Below are 16,195 nucleotides of genomic sequence, written 5' to 3'. Positions count from 1 at the left end.
GCCCTGCGCCTAGCGCATGAGCCCAAGCGCGTCGGAGAAAAACTCCGCGCCGCCGAAGTTTCCGGACTTCAAGGCGAGCAACATGTCGCTTTTTTCAGCACCGACCGCGCGCAGCACCGGAACGCCCGCCGCGATCTCCGCTCCCACGAGAAAGCCGGGAATCCTCAACCGATCGACCACGGCGCCGGATGTCTCTCCGCCGGCAACGACCAGGCGCTTGACGCCGGCTTGCACCAGACCCTCGGCGATGTCGGCCATCGCCTGCTCGATGGCATGACCGGCCGCGTCGCGACCATGGCGCGCCTGGAGCGCGGCGACCTGATCGGGCGTCGAGCTCGATGCGATCAGAACCGGACCGTCCGCCAGTCGCGGCTTCGCCCAGGCCAGCGCGCGCTGCGCCTCGTCCTCGCCCGTAGTTATACGGTCCGGATCGAGATGCAGCACCGGCATGACACGCTCCGCATTGGCAATCTGCTGAAGCGTCGCCTGCGAGCAGCTTCCGGCAAGGCACGCCGCCGGTCCGCCGACCGCTGCCCCCGCCTCGCTGCTCGCCGCGGTCGATGTGACCTTGCCTGTCGACACCAGCGCTCGCGCCAGCCCAAGACCCATGCCGGAGGCGCCGACCGACACCCGATGCTGGACAGCGACGAGGCCGATGGTCTCAAGGTCGCGGTCGAACACGGCGTCGATGATCGCCGCGCCGACACCCTTGCTGGCGAGTTCGGCCAGCCGCGCCCGCACGGCATCCGCGCCGCGCGTGACGGTTGCGAGGTCGACGAGGCCGATTTGTGTCCTGCTCTGGCGCGCCAGCACGCGCACCAGATCGGAATCGCGCATCGGGTTGAGCGGATGGTCCTTCAGCGGGCTCTCGTTCAGCGGCACGGCGCCGACGAACAGATTGCCCTGGTAGACGGTGCGGCCGGTCTCCGGAAAGGCCGGCGTCACCAGCACGGTCGCCTCGCCGCAATCGGCGCGCAGCGCGTCCATCACCGGGCCGATGTTGCCGGCATCGGTGGAATCGAAGGTCGAGCAGATCTTGAAGAGTACGTGGCTCGCACCGCGGCCGCGCAGCCATGTCTCGGCCGCGCGCGAGCGCGACACGGCGAGGCCGGCCTCGATCGAACGGCTCTTCAGCGACACCACGACGGCGTCGACCTCGGGCAGCGCAAGATCGTCCGCGGGCACGCCGATGGTCTGCACGGTGCGCAGGCCCGCGCGCGTCAGCGTGTTGGCGAGGTCGGAGGCGCCGGTGTAGTCGTCGGCAATGCAGCCAAGAGATATTTTCGCTGCAAATGTCACGGCTTCACTCCCGCATAAGGCCTGAACCAGGCAAGGCCGTCGGTGGTCTTGCCGCGCGGATTATATTCGCAGCCGACGAAGCCGGCATAGCCGAGCCGGTCGAGTTCGTCGAACAGGAACGGATAGTTCAGCTCCTCGCCGTCAGGCTCGTTGCGCGAGGGGATGCTAGCGATCTGGATGTGGCCGATGAGCGGCATCATCTCGCGCAGCCGCATCGTGACGTCGCCATGGATGATCTGGCAGTGATAGATGTCGAACTGGAGCTTGAGGTTCGGAAGCCGCAGCTCCTGGATCAGGTCGCGCGCGAATCCGAAATCGTTGAGGAAATAGCCGGGCACGTTGCGCGCATTGATCGGCTCGAGCACGATGTCGATGCCGTGCGGCGCAAAGAACTCGGCGGCCCACGCCACCGATTTATAGAACGCCTCGATCGCGACGCGCTCGCCACGGTTGGCGATCCCCGCCATCAAATGCAGCCGCTTGACGCCGGTCGCCTTGGCGTAGGGCAGCGCCGTCTCCAGGCTCGCCTTCAGCTCGGGGAATCGCGACGGGAGTGCCGCAAAGCCCTTCTCGCCGGCATTCCAGTCGCCCGGCGGCAGGTTGAACAGCGCCTGGGTCAAGCCGTTGCGCTTGAGCCGCTCGCCGACCGCTTCGGCCGGATGCTCATAGGGAAAGAGAAACTCGACGGCGGTGAAGCCGGCTGCCGCAGCGGCATCGAAGCGATCGAGGAACGGCACCTCGGTGAACATCATCGAGAGATTGGCGGCGAAACGGGGCATGGGAATCCTCTTTTCTACTTGTCGCCGGGAAGCTTGACGCCGGTGACCTGCGCATACATTCGCGCCACCGAGGCGTCGTCGTCGCGGCCCATGCCGGCGGCTGATGTCATCAAGAACATCTGGAGCGCCGCGGCGGAGACCGGAACCGGGAATCTGGCACTGCGCGCCATGTCCTGGATGATGCCGAGGTCCTTGACGAAGATCTCGACCGCACTGCGCGGCGTGTAATCGCCGTCGAGCACGTGCGGCATGCGGTTTTCGAACATCCAGGAGTTTCCGGCGGACGCCGTGATCACCTCATAGACCTTGCGGATGTCGAGACCTTGCTTGGCCGCGAATGCGATCGCCTCGCTGGCCGCGGCGATATGCACGCCCGCGAGCAACTGGTTGATCATCTTGAATGCGGCGCCCTGGCCTGCGGCATCGCCGAGCTCGTAGAGCTTTGCGGCCATGGCATCGAGCGCGGGCCGCGCTTTCTCAAACGCAGCCGGACTGCCGGAGGCGAGGATCGTCAGCTCGCCCTGCGCTGCGCGCTGCGCCCCGCCGGAGATCGGCGCATCCAGATAGTGCCGGCCGGTCGCCTCCAACTGCTTGGCGAGACGCTGCGCCACGTCGGGATCCATGGTTGCCGACGACAGGAAGACGCTGTCCTTGGCCATGGTTTCGGCGACGCCATCCTTGCCGAACAGGATCGTCTCGGTCTGCGCGGCATTGACGACGACGCTGACGACGATGTCGGCGCCCTTGGCGGCTTCAGCCGGCGTCTTGGCGCCCGCGCCGCCCTCCGTCACGAAACGCGCGACCGCATCAGCCGAGACGTCGCAGCCGGTGACGACATGACCGGCGCGCTTCAGCGAGGTCGCCATGCCAAACCCCATCGAGCCGAGCCCGATGACGGCGATGCGCTGATTCTGTGACGTGGAGGCGGACATACAACTGATCCTTGCGACGTTTCCCGGAGGGCCGCCCTTTGCGGCAGCTTGGCAACCGAATAACACGGCTTGGCCGCGCTGCCAAAGCGTGAGACAAACGGACATGACGGCCATGAGCAACGAGACGCGGCTGCGCGAAGACATTTGCCGCTTCGGACGGTCCCTGTTTGAGCGTGGGCTGACGCCCGGCTCCTCCGGCAATATCAGCGTCAGGCTGGACGGTGGCGGCTGGCTGGTGACGCCGACCAATGCCTCGCTGGGCTTTCTCGATCCCGCAAAACTGTCGCAGCTGGACGATCAGGGCCGATTGGTTTCGGGCGATGCGCCGACCAAGGAAGTTCCGCTGCACACCGCGCTCTACGCCACGCGCGGGAGCGCAAGGGCGATCGTGCATCTGCATTCCACCCATTCGGTCGCGCTGTCGATGCTCCCGGAGATCGACCCGCGCGCCGCGCTGCCGCCGATGACGGCCTATTATCTGATGAAATGCGGCGCCACCGCGCTCGTGCCTTATTACCGTCCCGGCGATCCCGCGGTCGCCGATGCGATCAGGGGGCTGGCGGGAAAATACTCATCCGTGCTGCTCGCCAATCACGGCCCGGTCGTCGCGGGCGACACGTTGGAAGCCGCCGTGTTCGCCACCGAGGAGCTGGAGGAGACGGCGAAGCTGTATCTGTTGCTGCGCGGGACGAATCCGCGGTATTTGTCTCCGGAGCAGGTGACGGATCTGGTGAAGGTGTTCGGGGTATCGCTGCCGGAGCATGGGCACTAACCACACGTACCGCCGTCATCCTGAGGTGCGAGTGGCGCGATGCGAAGCATCGTGCCGGGAGCCTCGAAGGATGGGCTACAGGCGCTTGCGGCTCATCCTTCGAGGCGCGCGAAGGGCGCGCACCTCAGGATGACGGTAAAGATTGCTGCGGCAGTCTAGTTACAGCCCCAGATACGCCTTGCGCACGTCCGGATTGCCCTTGATCTCGCTTGCTGCGCCCTGCATCAGCACGCGGCCGGTTTGCAGGATGTAGGCGCGGTCGGCTATCTCCAGACATTCCGCCATGCGCTGCTCGACGATCAGCACGGTCATACCGGCATCGCGGATGCGCTTGACGGCCTGGAAGATTTCGTCGACCAGCTTCGGCATGATGCCCTGCGAGGGCTCGTCCAGCATCAATAGCCGCGGGCGCGTCATCAGTGCGCGGCCGATCGCGAGCATCTGCTGCTCGCCGCCGGAGAGCGTCTCGGCGCGCTGCTCAAGGCGTTCCGAGAGACGCGGAAACAGCTGGAACACGAGATCGAGCGGACTCTCGCGGTCGGCCTCGCCGCGATAGAGATAGCTGCCGAGGCGCAGATTGTCGCGCACGGAGAGGCGCGGAAACAGGCGGCGATTCTCCGGCACATAGGCGATGCCCGTGGCGGTGATATGATGCTGCGCCATGCCGTCGAGGCGCTTGCCGTCGAACGTTACCGTGCCCGAACGCGGTCGCTCGGCGCCGGCGATGGATTTCAGTAGCGTCGACTTGCCCGCGCCGTTGGCGCCGGCGACGCAGACGATCTCGCCCTTGGCGACCTCGATGCTGACCGCGGAGATCGCGACCAGGCCCTGATAGGCGGTCGTGACTTCACGCACCGACAGCATGACGATCTCCCAGATATGCGCTGATCACCTTGGGATCGCGGACGATTTCAGTGGGCTTGCCCTCGACCAGCACCTTGCCGAGGTCGAGCACGATGGCGCGATCGACCAGCGGCATCACGATCTCCATGACATGCTCGACCATCAGCACGGTGATGCCGGCATCACGCACCTTGCGCACCAGCGCCACACCGGTCTGCGCCTCCGTCGGCGTAAGACCAGTGAGGACTTCGTCGAGCAGCAGCAGCTTTGGTTCGGTCGCAAGCGCGCGCGCGACTTCGAGGCGGCGCTTTTCGGCCGGCACGAGGTCGCTCGCGAGCACGTTGGCGCGCGCGGCAAGGCCGGTGAACTCCAGCACCTCATGCGCCTTGCGGCGGGCCTCGCGCATCACGGTGTTGCGCACGAGCGCACCGACGATGACGTTGTCGATGACAGTCATGGTCTCGAAGCTCTTGACGACCTGGAAGGTGCGACCGACGCCGCGCTGGCAGCGCTCGGCGGCCGGCATGCTGGTGACATCCTCGCCGTCGAACCAGATCGAGCCTTGCGTCGGCGGCAGCACGCCGGCGATGAGATTGAACAGCGTCGACTTGCCGGCGCCGTTCGGGCCGATCAGGCCGACGATCTCGCCGCGGCCGACTGAGATCGAGACGTCGCTGTTGGCGACGAGGCCGCCGAACCGCTGCCAGACGCCGCGGGTTTCAAGCAGCGGGGTCATCGCGTCGCTCCCTTCCGCTTCGCACGAGAGAACAGACTCACCAGACCCTGCGGCAGAGCGAGCGAAATCAGCACGATCAGCGTGCCGTAGACGATCAGGTCGACGCCGCGGCCGGAGCCGCCGATATAGGAGCGCGTCAGCTCCGTCATCGGGATCAGGATGGCCGCCCCCAACACGGGCCCCCAGAGAGTGCCGATGCCGCCGAGCACGGCCGGCAACGCCATCAGCAGCGAGAACTGGAAGCCCATGACGCTTTCAGGATCGATATAGGCAAGAAACTGCGCATAGAAGGCGCCGCCGATGGCAACGAGGAAAGCGGAGACGGCAGCCGCGCCCATCTTGGAGTTGAACACGACGACGCCGAGGCTCTCGGCCGCTTCCGGATTGTCCTTCACCGCGCGCCACCAGAAGCCCCATTTGGAGTCCTCCAGCCACCAGGTGACGAACCAGGCGAGGCTGCACAGCACCAGCGCGAAATAGAAGTATGGCAGCTTGCTGCGCATGAACTGGAATTTCAGCCAGCTGTCGCCGCGCACCGGAATGGTGATTCCCATCGCGGCCCCCGCCCATTCCCAGTTCTGGAACAGCAGCAGCCCGATCTCGGCGATCACGATGGTCGCGATCACGAAGTAATGGCCGCGCAAGCGGAAGAAGGGATAGCCGAGCCCCATCGCGATCGCGGCCGCGACTGCGCCGCCGGCGAGCATGCCGAACCATGGCAGCACGCCGAACTTGGTGAACAGGAGCTCGGTGGTGTAGGCGCCGATGCCGAAATAGAGCGCATGTCCCAGCGAGATCTGCCCGCAATAGCCGGAGAGAATATTCCAGCTCTGCGACAGCGCCGCATACATCAAGGTCAGGATCAGGATATTCTGGACGTAGACGTCCTTGATGAACAGGGGAGCGAGCGCCGCCAGGGCGGTCAGCACCGCGGCGATGATGAGGTCGCGGCGGCGCCGCGTGGCGAAATCCTTGTCCATCACATCGATCCGAACAGGCCGCGCGGCCGGATGAAGACGACCAGCAGGTAGACAGCGTAAATGCCGACCGATTTCAGCGACGGCGGCAGCACCAGCGCGGTGGTGGCCTCGACGAGGCCGACGATGATCCCGCCGGCGAAAGCGCCGAACACGCTGCCGAAGCCGCCGAGCGCGACTGTGACGTAGGCGATCAGCGCAAAGGACGCGCCGACGTCGGGATAGATATAGAAGAAGCTTGCCATGATCGCTCCGGCGAGGCCGACCAGCGCGGCACCAAGCCCCCAGCCGAGCGCGAACACGCGGTTCTTGTCGATGCCGACGAGGGCCACCGCGCCGGGATCTTCACGTGTGGCCTCCAGCGCGCGACCGAAATCGGTGCGATGGATGAAGAAGTAGAGGCCGGCAAAGGCCAGGATCGAAACCAGCGCACCCATGAGCTGCGGCTCGGGCAGGAAGACGCCGGCGATCGAGATCGTCTTGCCGCCGAGCCAGGACTGCGGAACGCTGCGATAGTCGGGCGTGAAGAAGAACTGGGCGAGGCCGCGCATCACGATGGCGAGGCCGAAGGTGGAGAAGATCTGCACCATGCCGGCATTGGCCTTGGCCCGCATGGCGAAGCGTACGATCAACAAATAGACCACCGCTCCGAACACGAACAGCGCGGCGGCCACCAGCGGCGCCGACAGCAAGGGGTCGATGGCGAAGAACGTGAACAGGAAGAAGCTCACATACATCGCGATCATCAGGAACTCGCCATGGGCGAAGTTCACGACGTCCATCAGGCCGAAGATCAGCGCGAGGCCGACGGCGATCAGTCCGTAGAGCAGGCCCATGAGAAGGCCGCTCGCGAGACTTTGGATAATAGTTTGGGCTGTCACCGGTGGTCCCCTGCTCGAAATATCATCGTCTGCTCCGTCATTGCGAACGAAGCGAAGCAATCCAGAATCTCGTCGCGGAGACAGTCTGGATTGCTTCGTCGCTTCGCTCCTCGCAATGACGAGGCTCTTGCGACGATCTCGATTGCTCGCCTGCTTCGCCGCTTACTTCATCGGCCAGATCGCCTCGGCGATCGCGGCCTGCGGCGGGAAGATGGTGACGAACTTGCCGCCGACATATTGCAGGAGCACCGGGTCAGCGTCGTTGTTCTGGCCCATCTCATCGAACTTGACGCGTTTCCAGGGCATGATGGTCTGCTCGCCCGGGATGTCGGTGGCGGCCAGCGCGTCGCGGATCTTCTCGCCGTCGGTCGACTTGGCGCGGCTGATGGCGTCGGCGAGGATGATCAGGCCCATGAACTGACGCGAGGTGAGATCGTTGAAATCCTTGCCCGACCGCGTCTTGAACATATCGTTGATCTTGCCGACCATCGGGCGCTTCTGCGCGAGATCGAGCGAGAAGGTGCCGCGCGAGATCACGCCTTCGAGCTTGTCGCCGACGGCGTCGTAGAGCGCCTTCTCGGAGAAGCCGGCGTCCTGCGCCACGATCGCGTTCGGCTTGTAACCGAGCTCGCCCATGGTCTTCACCAGCAGGATGCCATCGGTGGTGTAGCTCGAGGGCATCAGCACGTCGGCGTTCGCGCTCTTGAGCTGCTGCACCTCGGCCGAGAGCGAGGGCGAGTTGGCGCGATACTTGATGTCGGAAACGATCTTGTAACCGCGCTCGCCGGCGATCTTGGCCTGGGCGTTGCCGGAATCGGTGCCGAAGATGGTGTCCTCGTGGAACAGCGACAGCGTCTCGATCTTGGTGCCCTTCTTCTTCAAGGCATCGAAGAAGTCGAACATCGCGGCCGAGTACATCTCGTCGTGCGGCGAGGCGCGGAAGTAATATTTCAGGCCGCGGCGATGCAGGCTTGGCGAGGAGTTGTCGGCGGAGACGAACGGGATCTGATAACGCTCGCAGATCTGGCTGACCGTGACGGCGACCGCGCTCTGATAGGTGCCGATGATGGCGCAGACCTTCTCCTGCGTGATCAGGCGCTCGGCTTCGGCACGGCCCTTCTGCGGATCGGCCTGATGGTCGGCGAACACGAGGCGCACTTTTGCGCCGCCGAGGCCCGGCAGGCCCTCGCCCTTGGCCAGCGGCAGGTCGAAATCCGTGGCCTTGTTGATGACCTCGAGCGCGGTCTCATACGCCTTCTGCGCGTCGACGCCCTGCTGCGCGCTGCCGCCGGAGAACGGATAGATCACGCCGATCACGACTTCCGAAGTCTGTGCGCGCGCTGCCAGCGGCACCAGCGCGGCCGTAGCGGTGGCTCCCAACAATACGTCGCGGCGAGTGATCGTCATGGCAAGGTCCTCTGTTACTGAATTTCGGCTGATCGAATGAAGCGATTGATGGATGCGGTAAAGCTCGAAGAAGCAGCAAATGCTGCCCACTAAATCACGGCCATGGTCCTGTTCTTGAGATCCGTCACCAGCATCAGGCCCGGCGAATGCGTGATCGCGAACGGCAGCTTTGCGGCGTTGATGACCGATTGCGGCGTCACGCCGCACGCCCAGAACACCGGAATCTCGTCGTCGGCGACCGGCACCGGATCGCCATAATCGGGCTTGGCGATGTCCTTGATGCCGATCAGATGCGGATGGCCGAGATGCACGGGCGCGCCATGGACAGCCGGATAGCGCGAGGTGATCTGCACCGCGCGGATCGCATCCGCCGGCTTGAACGGACGCATCGACACCACCATGGGACCGGCGAAGGGACCGGACTCGCCGCAGGCGATGTTGGTGCGATACATCGACACACGCACATTGTGCTCGATGTGGCGGATCGGCATGCCCTCGTCGAGCAGCGCCTCTTCAAACGAGAAGGAGCAGCCGAGCACGAAGGTCACGAGATCGTCGCGCCAGTATTGGGTGACGTCGGTCGGCTCGTCCACCACCTCGCCGTCGCGCCAGACGCGATAACGCGGCACGTCGGTGCGGATGTCGAGATCGGCGCCCAGCGCCGGGATGTGCGGACTGCCGACGTCGGACATGCCGATGATCGGGCACGGCTTCGGATTGAGCTGGCAGAAGCGGTGAAAGGCACCGGCATATTCGGCCGGCAGGATCGCCAGATTGCCCTGGACGAAGCCGGGGGCAACGCCGGCGGTGGAGGCGACCAGCCCCTCGCGGTAGGCGAGCCGCGCCTTGCGGCTCGGGAGCGTGTCGGGCGTTTCAGTTTGCTGCACTGCCACCAAAACAGTCATGGGATCGACCTGCCTATAAACTCGACAAAGACAAGCCAACACCACGCGTGCTATAAAGTCTAATCTTCCTTTCTAATCAATATCGATAAATTTCATTTATCGGACGGGAAATCCTTCCAATGCTGGACTTCAGATCGATCGAGACGTTTCTTTGGGTTGTGAAGCTCGGCAGCTTTCGCGGCGCCGCAGCACGCCTCAACACGACCCAGCCGGCGATCTCCCAGCGCATCGCCCAGCTCGAGCGCGAGATGGGTGTGAAGCTCCTGAATCGCGACCATCGCGTGGCCTCGCCGACACCGAGCGGCCGGCAGATGATGGTCTACGCGGAGAAGCTGATCGGCCTGCGGGCCGCGATGATCGCTGAGATCGGCGATCGCTCGGCGATGCGCGGCGTGATGCGGCTCGGCGTCGCCGAAACCATCGTGCACACCTGGCTGCCGCGGCTGGTGAAGAGCATGAACGAGGTCTACCCGAACCTGTCGCTGGAGATCGAGGTCGACATCACGCCGAACCTGACCGCGCGCCTGCTCGCGCAGGAGATCGAGCTGGCGTTCGTGGTCGGGCCGCTGTCGGCCTCCGGCGTCCACAACCGCGTGCTCGCCGATTATCCGATCGGCTTTCTGGCAAGTCCTTCGCTCGGGCTCGGCAAGGGTCCAGTGACGCCGGCGGATCTCGCGCGCTTTCCGATCATCACCTTCCCGCGCAAGACCAAGCCTTACGAGGTCGTGCGCGAAGTGTTCGATCGGCCGGAGCTGCCGCCGATCCGGCTGCACGCCTCCGCCTCGCTTGCGACCGTCATCCACATGGCGGTGGAGGGCCTCGGCATCGCCGTGATCCCCGACGCCATCGTCGAGAGCGAGCTCGCAGACGGGCGGTTGCAACTGCTCGACACCGATCTCAAAATCGCGCCGCTGACATTCACCGCGAGCTGGCTCGCCTCGCCGGATGTCGTGGCGGTGGAACGGGTCGCCGAGCTTGCATGTCAGATCGCGCAGAGCAGCCTCGCAGTTGACGCGCCCGCGCCGGCGCGTCATTGAAACAGGCGCCGGATTTTCTTTCGTCATTCGGGGCGCTCGAAGAGCGAACCCGGAATGACAGCTAAGATGGACTGACCGCATGAGCCGAGCCGCCACCAATTTGCAAATCGATTCCGCCCGCCTCTGGGGCTCCATCCACGAGACCGCGCAGTTCGGCGCGACGGCCAAGGGCGGCGTGCGGCGGCTGACGCTGAGCGCAGAGGACAAGCTGGTGCGCGACTGGTTCCGCAAGGCCTGCGAGGACGCCGGCTTAGAGGTGCACACCGACGCGCTCGGCTCGCAGTTCGGCCTGCGCAAAGGACGCGACATGTCGAAGCTGCCCGTCGGTATCGGCTCGCATCTCGATACGCAGCCCACCGGCGGCAAGTATGACGGCATCCTGGGAACGCTCGGTGCGCTCGAAGTGATCCGCACGCTGAACGACGCCGGCATCGAGACCGAGGCGCCGATCTGCGTCGTCAACTGGACCAACGAAGAGGGCTCGCGCTTCGCTCCTGCGATGATGGCCTCCGCCGCTTATGTCGGCGACTTCACCACCGACGACATCCTGTCGCGCAAGGACGTCGAAGGCGTCACCGTCGGCCAGGCGCTCGATGGCATCGGCTATCGCGGCGACAAGCCGGTCGGCTTCCAGAAGCTCGGCTGTTTCGTCGAGTTGCACATCGAGCAGGGTCCGATCCTGGAAGCCGAAGGCAAGACCATCGGCGTGGTCGATTCCGGCCAGGGCGTGCTCTGGTACGACGGCAAGATTTCCGGCTTCGAGAGCCATGCCGGATCGACCCCGATGCCGCTGCGGCGCGATGCGTTGGCGACGCTGTCCGAGATCGTGCTGGCGATGGAGGCCATTGCGAAGAGGCACGGGCCGAAGGCCGTCGGCACCATCGGCGAGGCCGTGATCGCAAACCCCTCCCGCAACGTCATTCCCGGCGAGATCGCCTTCACGATGGATTGCCGCAGTGCGGATGGCGCGATCATGGATGCGCTCGATCGCGATTTGCGCACCGCGATTGGCGAGATCGCCGCGCGCCGCAAGGTCGAGGTGAAGATCGACCTGGTCTGGCGCAAGCCGCCAACGCATTTCGATCCCAAGCTGATTGCTGCCGTCGAGAACGCGGCGAAGACGCTCGGCTACTCCTCTCGCCGCATCACCTCCGGCGCCGGCCACGACGCCTGCAATCTCAACACAATCATGCCCGCCGCAATGGTGTTCGTGCCCTGCAAGGACGGCATCAGCCATAACGAGCTGGAGGACGCCACGCAGCCCGATTGCGCCGCGGGCACCAACGTCCTCATGCACACTGTGCTGGCGATCGCCGGCGTCGCATCCTGACCGGAGAGAGCCATGCGCGGAGTTTTCGTCGACGCCAATGAAGCCTTGGCCGTAATCATGGAGCGGCTGGAGCAGCCCGGCGATCCCAAAGTGCGGATCCACAGGGATCCCGACATCAAGCCCGAGCAATATCCTGAAATCCTCGACGGCGCCGAAATCGCAATCGTCGACCACACCGCGCTGCCGACCGATGTCGCGAAGAAGTGCACAGGGCTGAAGCACGTCGTGTTCCTCGGCACCGGCGCGCGCAGCTACATGAACCCGGAAGAGCTCGCCGAGCTCGGCATCTCCGTGCACCTGATCAAGGGCTATGGCGACACGGCGGTGGCGGAATGCGCGATCGCGCTGATGTGGGCTTCGGCCCGCGTCATCGCGATGATGGACCGCGAGATGCGCGGCGGAAACTGGTTGCGCGAAGACGGCATGCAGCTCACCGGCAAGACGCTCGGCCTGATCGGCTTCGGCGGCATTGCCGGGGAAGTCGCGCGCATTGCCTCGGGCAGCGGCATGAAGGTGATCGCCTGGAACCGCTCGCCGAAGAGCTATCCGGGCGTGGAATTCGTCGATCTCGATTCGGTGTTGGCGAGAGCAGACGTCGTATCGCTGCATCTCCTGCTCAACGATGGGACGCGCGGCATGATCACCCGCGAGATGATCGCGAAGATGAAGCCGGGCGTCATCCTCATCAACACCGCCCGCGCCGCCGTCATCGACGAGGCCGCCATGATCGACGGGCTGAAGTCGGGCCACATCCGCCATGCCGGCCTCGACGTCTTCAATATCGAGCCATTGCCCGGCGATCATCCGCTGACAAAACTGCCGAACGTGACGTTGTCTGCGCATTCGGCGTTCCGGACCCCGGAGGCGAGCGAAAACCTGATTGGCGCGGCGTGGGAGCACTGCCGCCGGATCGTAAAGGGATAAGAGCAACAACAATGGCCGATTATCGCACCATCAAGGCACAGCCGCTCATCGAAGCCATCAGTGCCATCGTCAAGGCCGGCGGCTCCACGGACCGCGAGGCCGAGCTCGTGTCCACCAACCTGGTCGAGGCCAACCTCAAGGGACACGACTCCCACGGCGTCGGCATGATCCCGCGCTATGTCCAGAGCGTCACCACGGGCGGCCTCGCCGTGAACCAGCACGTCAAGATCGTGCTCGATACCGGTCCGCTTCTCACGCTCGACGGCCTCACCGGCTATGGGCAGGTCATCGGCCATGAAGCGATGGAGCTGGCGGCCGAGCGCGCCAAGCGCAACGGCGTGTGTCTCGTCGGCCTCTCCAACTCGCACCACATCGGGCGCATCGGCCACTGGGCCGAGCAGTGCATCGACCACGGGCTGGTCTCGATCCACTTCGTCAACGTGATCTCGCGTCCGATCGTGGCGCCGTGGGGCGGCAGCGATGGGCGCCACGGCACCAACCCGTTCTGCGTCGGCATCCCGCGCGCGGGCAAGGACCCCATCGTGCTCGACTTCGCCACCAGCAGGATCGCGCAGGGTAAGACCCGCGTCGCCCACAACAAGGGCGTCGAGCTCGAGCCCGGCACCATCATCGACAACGAGGGCAAGCCGACCACCAACCCGCGCTACACCGTGATCCCGCCGCACGGCGCCATCCTGCCGTTCGGCGAGCACAAGGGTTCGGGGCTCGCGCTGGTGTGCGAAATCCTCGGCGGCGCGCTCTCCGGCGGACAAGTGGTCAAGGGCCCATCCGATGGCAAGTACAACGTCCTCAACGGCATGCTCTCGATCATCATCGACCCCGGCAAGCTCGGCACCGCGGAGAATCTCGCACGCGAAGTCGAGAGCTTCGTCGCATGGCACACCGGCTCACCTCCGGCCCCCGGCGTCGACAAGGTGAAGATCGCGGGTGAGCCCGAACGCGAGACGAAGAAGAAGCGGCTCGCGGAAGGCATCCCGGTCGATCCGACCACGTGGCGGGAGATCCTGGAGGCCGGGAAGAAGTTTGGGTTGGATCAGGCGGCGATCGAAAAGATCGCGGGGTAGGCCATCACAACTGCTGTCGTCCCGGACAAGCGAAGCGAAGATCCGGGACCCATAACCCCAGGGAGATGTTTTGCGAAGACTCGCGGTTACCAGCGAGTACCGCAACTCCTCCCTGGGGTAATGGGTCCCGGCTCCCGTGCGCAATTGCGCACAAGGCCGGGACGACACCGTGGTTGATCGCTTGCTCTAATCCACCATCTCCGCAACCGCCTTGCCGCATACGGTCGTGTCGGCGTTGCCGCCGAGGTCCTTGGTGCGGAGCGTGCGCTCGGCCAGCGTGCGTTCGATCGCATCGACGATCGACTTGCCGGCTTCTTTCTCGCCGAGATGCTCGAGCATCATCGCGCCGGACCAGATTGCGCCGATCGGATTGGCGATGCCCTGTCCCGCGATATCGGGCGCCGAGCCGTGCACCGGCTCGAACACCGACGGGAAATTGCCCTCGGGGTTGATGTTGCCTGACGGCGCGATGCCGATGGTGCCGGTGCAGGCCGGGCCGAGATCGGACAGGATGTCACCAAACAGATTGGAGCCGACCACGACGTCGAACCAGTCCGGATGCAGCACGAAGTTCGCGGTCAGGATGTCGATGTGGTACTTGTCCCACTTCACGCCCGGAAACTTTTTCGCCATCGCCTCCACCCGCTCGTCCCAATAGGGCATGGTGATGGAGATGCCGTTCGACTTGGTCGCCGACGTCAGGTGCTTCTTCGGCCGCGACTGCGCGAGTTCGAATGCGAACTTCAGGATGCGGTCGACGCCAATGCGGGTCATCACGGTCTGCTGCGTCACGAACTCACGGTCGGTGTCCGGGAACATGCGGCCGCCGACGGAGGAATATTCGCCTTCGGTGTTCTCGCGCACCACCCAGAAATCAATGTCGCCGGGCTTGCGGTTGGCCAGTGGCGACGGCACGCCCGGCATCAGCCGCACGGGGCGCAAATTCACATACTGATCGAACTCGCGGCGGAACTTGATCAACGAGCCCCAGAGCGAGACGTGATCCGGAATCTTGGCCGGCCAACCGACCGCACCGAAGTAGATGGCATCGTGCTTGCCGATCTTTTCCTTCCAATCGTCCGGCATCATCTGGCCGTGCTTCTCGTAATAGTCCCAGGACGAGAAGTCGAAATGATCGAAATGAAGCGACACCCCGTGCTTCTTCGCCGCGGTCTCCAGAACGCGCAGACCCTCCGGCATCACTTCCTTGCCGATGCCGTCGCCGGGAATGACCGCGATCCGGTATTGTTTCTTGCTCATCGAGAACGTCCTTGATTGGTCCGGCAGCCGCCGCCTTTTTTGACCGCACTGCAATGGACCAAACGCGGCGGTAGTGCAACGCTGCACTGCAATGTTGACCATGGCGCGGCCGACCGCCTACTGATTTCATTCCTGTTCCTCTCCTGCGAGTAACTCCCATGGATCTGCATCTGCGTGGCAAGCGCGTCCTGATCACGGGCGCGTCCAAGGGCATCGGCGCAGCCGCCGCCGAGGCCTTTGCCGAGGAAGGCTGCCATCTCCTGCTCGCCGCCCGCAACGGCGATCAGCTCAAGGCTCTGGCCGAGCGCTTGCGCTCGGCGCAGCAGATCGATGCCGCCACCAGCATCGTGGATTTGCGCAAGAGCGAGGATTTGACGCGGCTCGCCAGGGAAGCCGCCGACATCGACGTGCTCGTCAACAATGCCGGCGACATTCCCGGCGGCTCCATCGACAAGATCGACGAGGCGACCTGGCGCCACGCCTGGGAATTGAAAGTGTTCGGCTACATCAACCTCACGCGCATGATCTATGCGCAGATGAAGGCGAAGGGCGGCGGCGTTATCGTCAACGACATCGGTGCCGCCGGCGAAAAATTCGACGCCAATTACATTTGCGGCAGCGCCGGCAATGCCGCGCTGATGGCCTTCACCCGCGCGCTCGGCGGCAAGAGCCTCGCCGACAACATCCGCGTGGTCGGCATCAATCCCGGCCCCGTCGGCACCGACCGTCACGTCACCCTGCTGAAGACGCGGGCAAAGCACCAGTTCGGCGACGAGAGCCGCTACAAGGAATTCCAGAAAAGCCTGCCGCTCGGCAGGCCTGCACATGCGCGCGAGATCGGCGATCTCATGGCGTTCCTCGCGTCGGATCGCGCAGGCTATACGTCCGGCGTGATTTACACGGTGGACGGCGGCATCAGCGCAGGATGGGGTTAACTCTATCCACGTCGTTGCGAGCGCAGCGACTTGTCCGCCGAAGCTTTAGCGAAGGCGGACAAGTCGCTTCACTCCTCGCAATGACGGAGCCCA

16 protein-coding genes are annotated in these 16,195 nt (G+C 64.6%); 6 read left to right on the top strand and 10 right to left on the bottom strand.

Going from position 1 to position 16,195, the window contains the following annotated elements; all coding sequences use genetic code 11:
• Positions 1-9: 9 nt before the first annotated feature.
• Genes otnK through ltnD form a run of 3 tightly spaced genes read right to left on the bottom strand, consistent with a single transcriptional unit; the run spans position 10 to position 3,010 of the window.
• Positions 10-1,299, bottom strand: coding sequence for a 3-oxo-tetronate kinase (gene otnK / locus ABIB66_RS01700; RefSeq protein ID WP_354207040.1), 1,290 nt, complete (start codon positions 1,297-1,299; stop codon positions 10-12).
• Complete coding sequence (gene otnI, locus ABIB66_RS01695; RefSeq protein WP_275170541.1) at positions 1,296-2,078, bottom strand: 2-oxo-tetronate isomerase; 783 nt, start codon at positions 2,076-2,078, stop codon at positions 1,296-1,298. Before otnI ends, otnK begins: the two co-directional genes overlap by 4 nt.
• Positions 2,079-2,092: 14 nt before the next feature.
• On the bottom strand, positions 2,093-3,010 hold the full coding sequence (gene ltnD, locus ABIB66_RS01690) for an L-threonate dehydrogenase (RefSeq protein WP_354207043.1): 918 nt from the start codon (positions 3,008-3,010) through the stop codon (positions 2,093-2,095).
• 103 nt (positions 3,011-3,113) lie between these two features.
• On the opposite strand from ltnD, the gene otnC reads away from it, so the two are divergent.
• Positions 3,114-3,782 (top strand): 3-oxo-tetronate 4-phosphate decarboxylase, encoded by a 669-nt coding sequence (otnC, locus tag ABIB66_RS01685; protein WP_354207045.1) that lies wholly within the window; start codon positions 3,114-3,116, stop codon positions 3,780-3,782.
• A gap of 159 nt (positions 3,783-3,941) precedes the next feature.
• On the opposite strand, the gene ABIB66_RS01680 is transcribed toward otnC, so the two are convergent.
• The 6 genes from ABIB66_RS01680 to ABIB66_RS01655 all read right to left on the bottom strand — a co-directional run bounded on the left by ABIB66_RS01680 (position 3,942) and on the right by ABIB66_RS01655 (position 9,531).
• Entirely contained in the window at positions 3,942-4,646 is a 705-nt protein-coding gene (locus tag ABIB66_RS01680; RefSeq protein WP_007607963.1) for an ABC transporter ATP-binding protein, read from the bottom strand.
• Complete coding sequence (locus ABIB66_RS01675) at positions 4,630-5,361, bottom strand: ABC transporter ATP-binding protein (protein ID WP_007593737.1); 732 nt, start codon at positions 5,359-5,361, stop codon at positions 4,630-4,632. Before ABIB66_RS01675 ends, ABIB66_RS01680 begins: the two co-directional genes overlap by 17 nt.
• Complete coding sequence (locus ABIB66_RS01670) at positions 5,358-6,341, bottom strand: branched-chain amino acid ABC transporter permease (protein WP_275170537.1); 984 nt, start codon at positions 6,339-6,341, stop codon at positions 5,358-5,360. Before ABIB66_RS01670 ends, ABIB66_RS01675 begins: the two co-directional genes overlap by 4 nt.
• The gene (locus tag ABIB66_RS01665) at positions 6,341-7,219 is read right to left on the bottom strand and encodes a branched-chain amino acid ABC transporter permease (protein WP_026233279.1); all 879 of its coding nucleotides are present in this window, start codon (positions 7,217-7,219) and stop codon (positions 6,341-6,343) included. The genes ABIB66_RS01670 and ABIB66_RS01665 overlap by 1 nt, the downstream gene beginning before the upstream one ends.
• Before the next feature lie 162 nt (positions 7,220-7,381).
• Positions 7,382-8,626: an ABC transporter substrate-binding protein gene (locus ABIB66_RS01660; protein ID WP_354056439.1), complete on the bottom strand. Its 1,245-nt coding sequence runs from the start codon at positions 8,624-8,626 to the stop codon at positions 7,382-7,384.
• Between the two features lie 89 nt (positions 8,627-8,715).
• A complete protein-coding gene (locus ABIB66_RS01655) occupies positions 8,716-9,531 on the bottom strand; it encodes a putative hydro-lyase (RefSeq protein WP_354207049.1) in 816 nt (271 codons plus the stop codon).
• Positions 9,532-9,650: 119 nt separating this feature from the next.
• Here ABIB66_RS01655 and ABIB66_RS01650 point away from each other — a divergent pair, with 119 nt between their 5' ends.
• From ABIB66_RS01650 to ABIB66_RS01635, 4 genes are all read left to right on the top strand, one after another.
• Entirely contained in the window at positions 9,651-10,568 is a 918-nt protein-coding gene (locus ABIB66_RS01650) for a LysR family transcriptional regulator (RefSeq protein WP_275170535.1), read from the top strand.
• 79 nt (positions 10,569-10,647) lie between these two features.
• A complete protein-coding gene (locus ABIB66_RS01645; protein ID WP_354056442.1) occupies positions 10,648-11,898 on the top strand; it encodes a Zn-dependent hydrolase in 1,251 nt (416 codons plus the stop codon).
• Positions 11,899-11,910: 12 nt separating this feature from the next.
• Positions 11,911-12,822: an NAD(P)-dependent oxidoreductase gene (locus tag ABIB66_RS01640; RefSeq protein ID WP_354207052.1), complete on the top strand. Its 912-nt coding sequence runs from the start codon at positions 11,911-11,913 to the stop codon at positions 12,820-12,822.
• A gap of 11 nt (positions 12,823-12,833) precedes the next feature.
• The gene (locus tag ABIB66_RS01635; protein WP_354254053.1) at positions 12,834-13,907 is read left to right on the top strand and encodes a malate/lactate/ureidoglycolate dehydrogenase; all 1,074 of its coding nucleotides are present in this window, start codon (positions 12,834-12,836) and stop codon (positions 13,905-13,907) included.
• A 186-nt stretch (positions 13,908-14,093) separates the two neighbouring features.
• Here ABIB66_RS01635 and ABIB66_RS01630 read toward each other — a convergent pair whose 3' ends face one another.
• On the bottom strand, positions 14,094-15,167 hold the full coding sequence (locus ABIB66_RS01630) for a tartrate dehydrogenase (RefSeq protein WP_354207056.1): 1,074 nt from the start codon (positions 15,165-15,167) through the stop codon (positions 14,094-14,096).
• A gap of 158 nt (positions 15,168-15,325) precedes the next feature.
• On the opposite strand from ABIB66_RS01630, the gene ABIB66_RS01625 reads away from it, so the two are divergent.
• Positions 15,326-16,102 carry an SDR family oxidoreductase gene (locus tag ABIB66_RS01625; RefSeq protein WP_354207058.1) on the top strand — a complete coding sequence of 259 codons (777 nt, stop codon included), beginning with the start codon at positions 15,326-15,328 and terminating at the stop codon, positions 16,100-16,102.
• Positions 16,103-16,195 lie beyond the last annotated feature (93 nt).

It is taken from the genome of Bradyrhizobium sp. F1.13.3 (assembly GCF_040548265.1).
In the GTDB taxonomy this organism is placed as follows: Bacteria; Pseudomonadota; Alphaproteobacteria; order Rhizobiales; family Xanthobacteraceae; genus Bradyrhizobium.
This window is presented reverse-complemented; position numbering and strand designations above follow the sequence as displayed.

Coding starts and splice junctions, on each gene's coding strand:
- otnI (WP_275170541.1), bottom strand. CDS start 2,078: ATGCCCCGTTTCGCCGCCAATCTCTCGATGATGTTCACCGAGGTGCCG.
- ltnD (WP_354207043.1), bottom strand. CDS start 3,010: ATGTCCGCCTCCACGTCACAGAATCAGCGCATCGCCGTCATCGGGCTC.
- otnC (WP_354207045.1), top strand. CDS start 3,114: ATGACGGCCATGAGCAACGAGACGCGGCTGCGCGAAGACATTTGCCGC.
- ABIB66_RS01680 (WP_007607963.1), bottom strand. CDS start 4,646: ATGCTGTCGGTGCGTGAAGTCACGACCGCCTATCAGGGCCTGGTCGCG.
- ABIB66_RS01675 (WP_007593737.1), bottom strand. CDS start 5,361: ATGACCCCGCTGCTTGAAACCCGCGGCGTCTGGCAGCGGTTCGGCGGC.
- ABIB66_RS01670 (WP_275170537.1), bottom strand. CDS start 6,341: ATGGACAAGGATTTCGCCACGCGGCGCCGCCGCGACCTCATCATCGCC.
- ABIB66_RS01660 (WP_354056439.1), bottom strand. CDS start 8,626: ATGACGATCACTCGCCGCGACGTATTGTTGGGAGCCACCGCTACGGCC.
- ABIB66_RS01655 (WP_354207049.1), bottom strand. CDS start 9,531: ATGACTGTTTTGGTGGCAGTGCAGCAAACTGAAACGCCCGACACGCTC.
- ABIB66_RS01650 (WP_275170535.1), top strand. CDS start 9,651: ATGCTGGACTTCAGATCGATCGAGACGTTTCTTTGGGTTGTGAAGCTC.
- ABIB66_RS01645 (WP_354056442.1), top strand. CDS start 10,648: ATGAGCCGAGCCGCCACCAATTTGCAAATCGATTCCGCCCGCCTCTGG.
- ABIB66_RS01640 (WP_354207052.1), top strand. CDS start 11,911: ATGCGCGGAGTTTTCGTCGACGCCAATGAAGCCTTGGCCGTAATCATG.
- ABIB66_RS01635 (WP_354254053.1), top strand. CDS start 12,834: ATGGCCGATTATCGCACCATCAAGGCACAGCCGCTCATCGAAGCCATC.
- ABIB66_RS01630 (WP_354207056.1), bottom strand. CDS start 15,167: ATGAGCAAGAAACAATACCGGATCGCGGTCATTCCCGGCGACGGCATC.
- ABIB66_RS01625 (WP_354207058.1), top strand. CDS start 15,326: ATGGATCTGCATCTGCGTGGCAAGCGCGTCCTGATCACGGGCGCGTCC.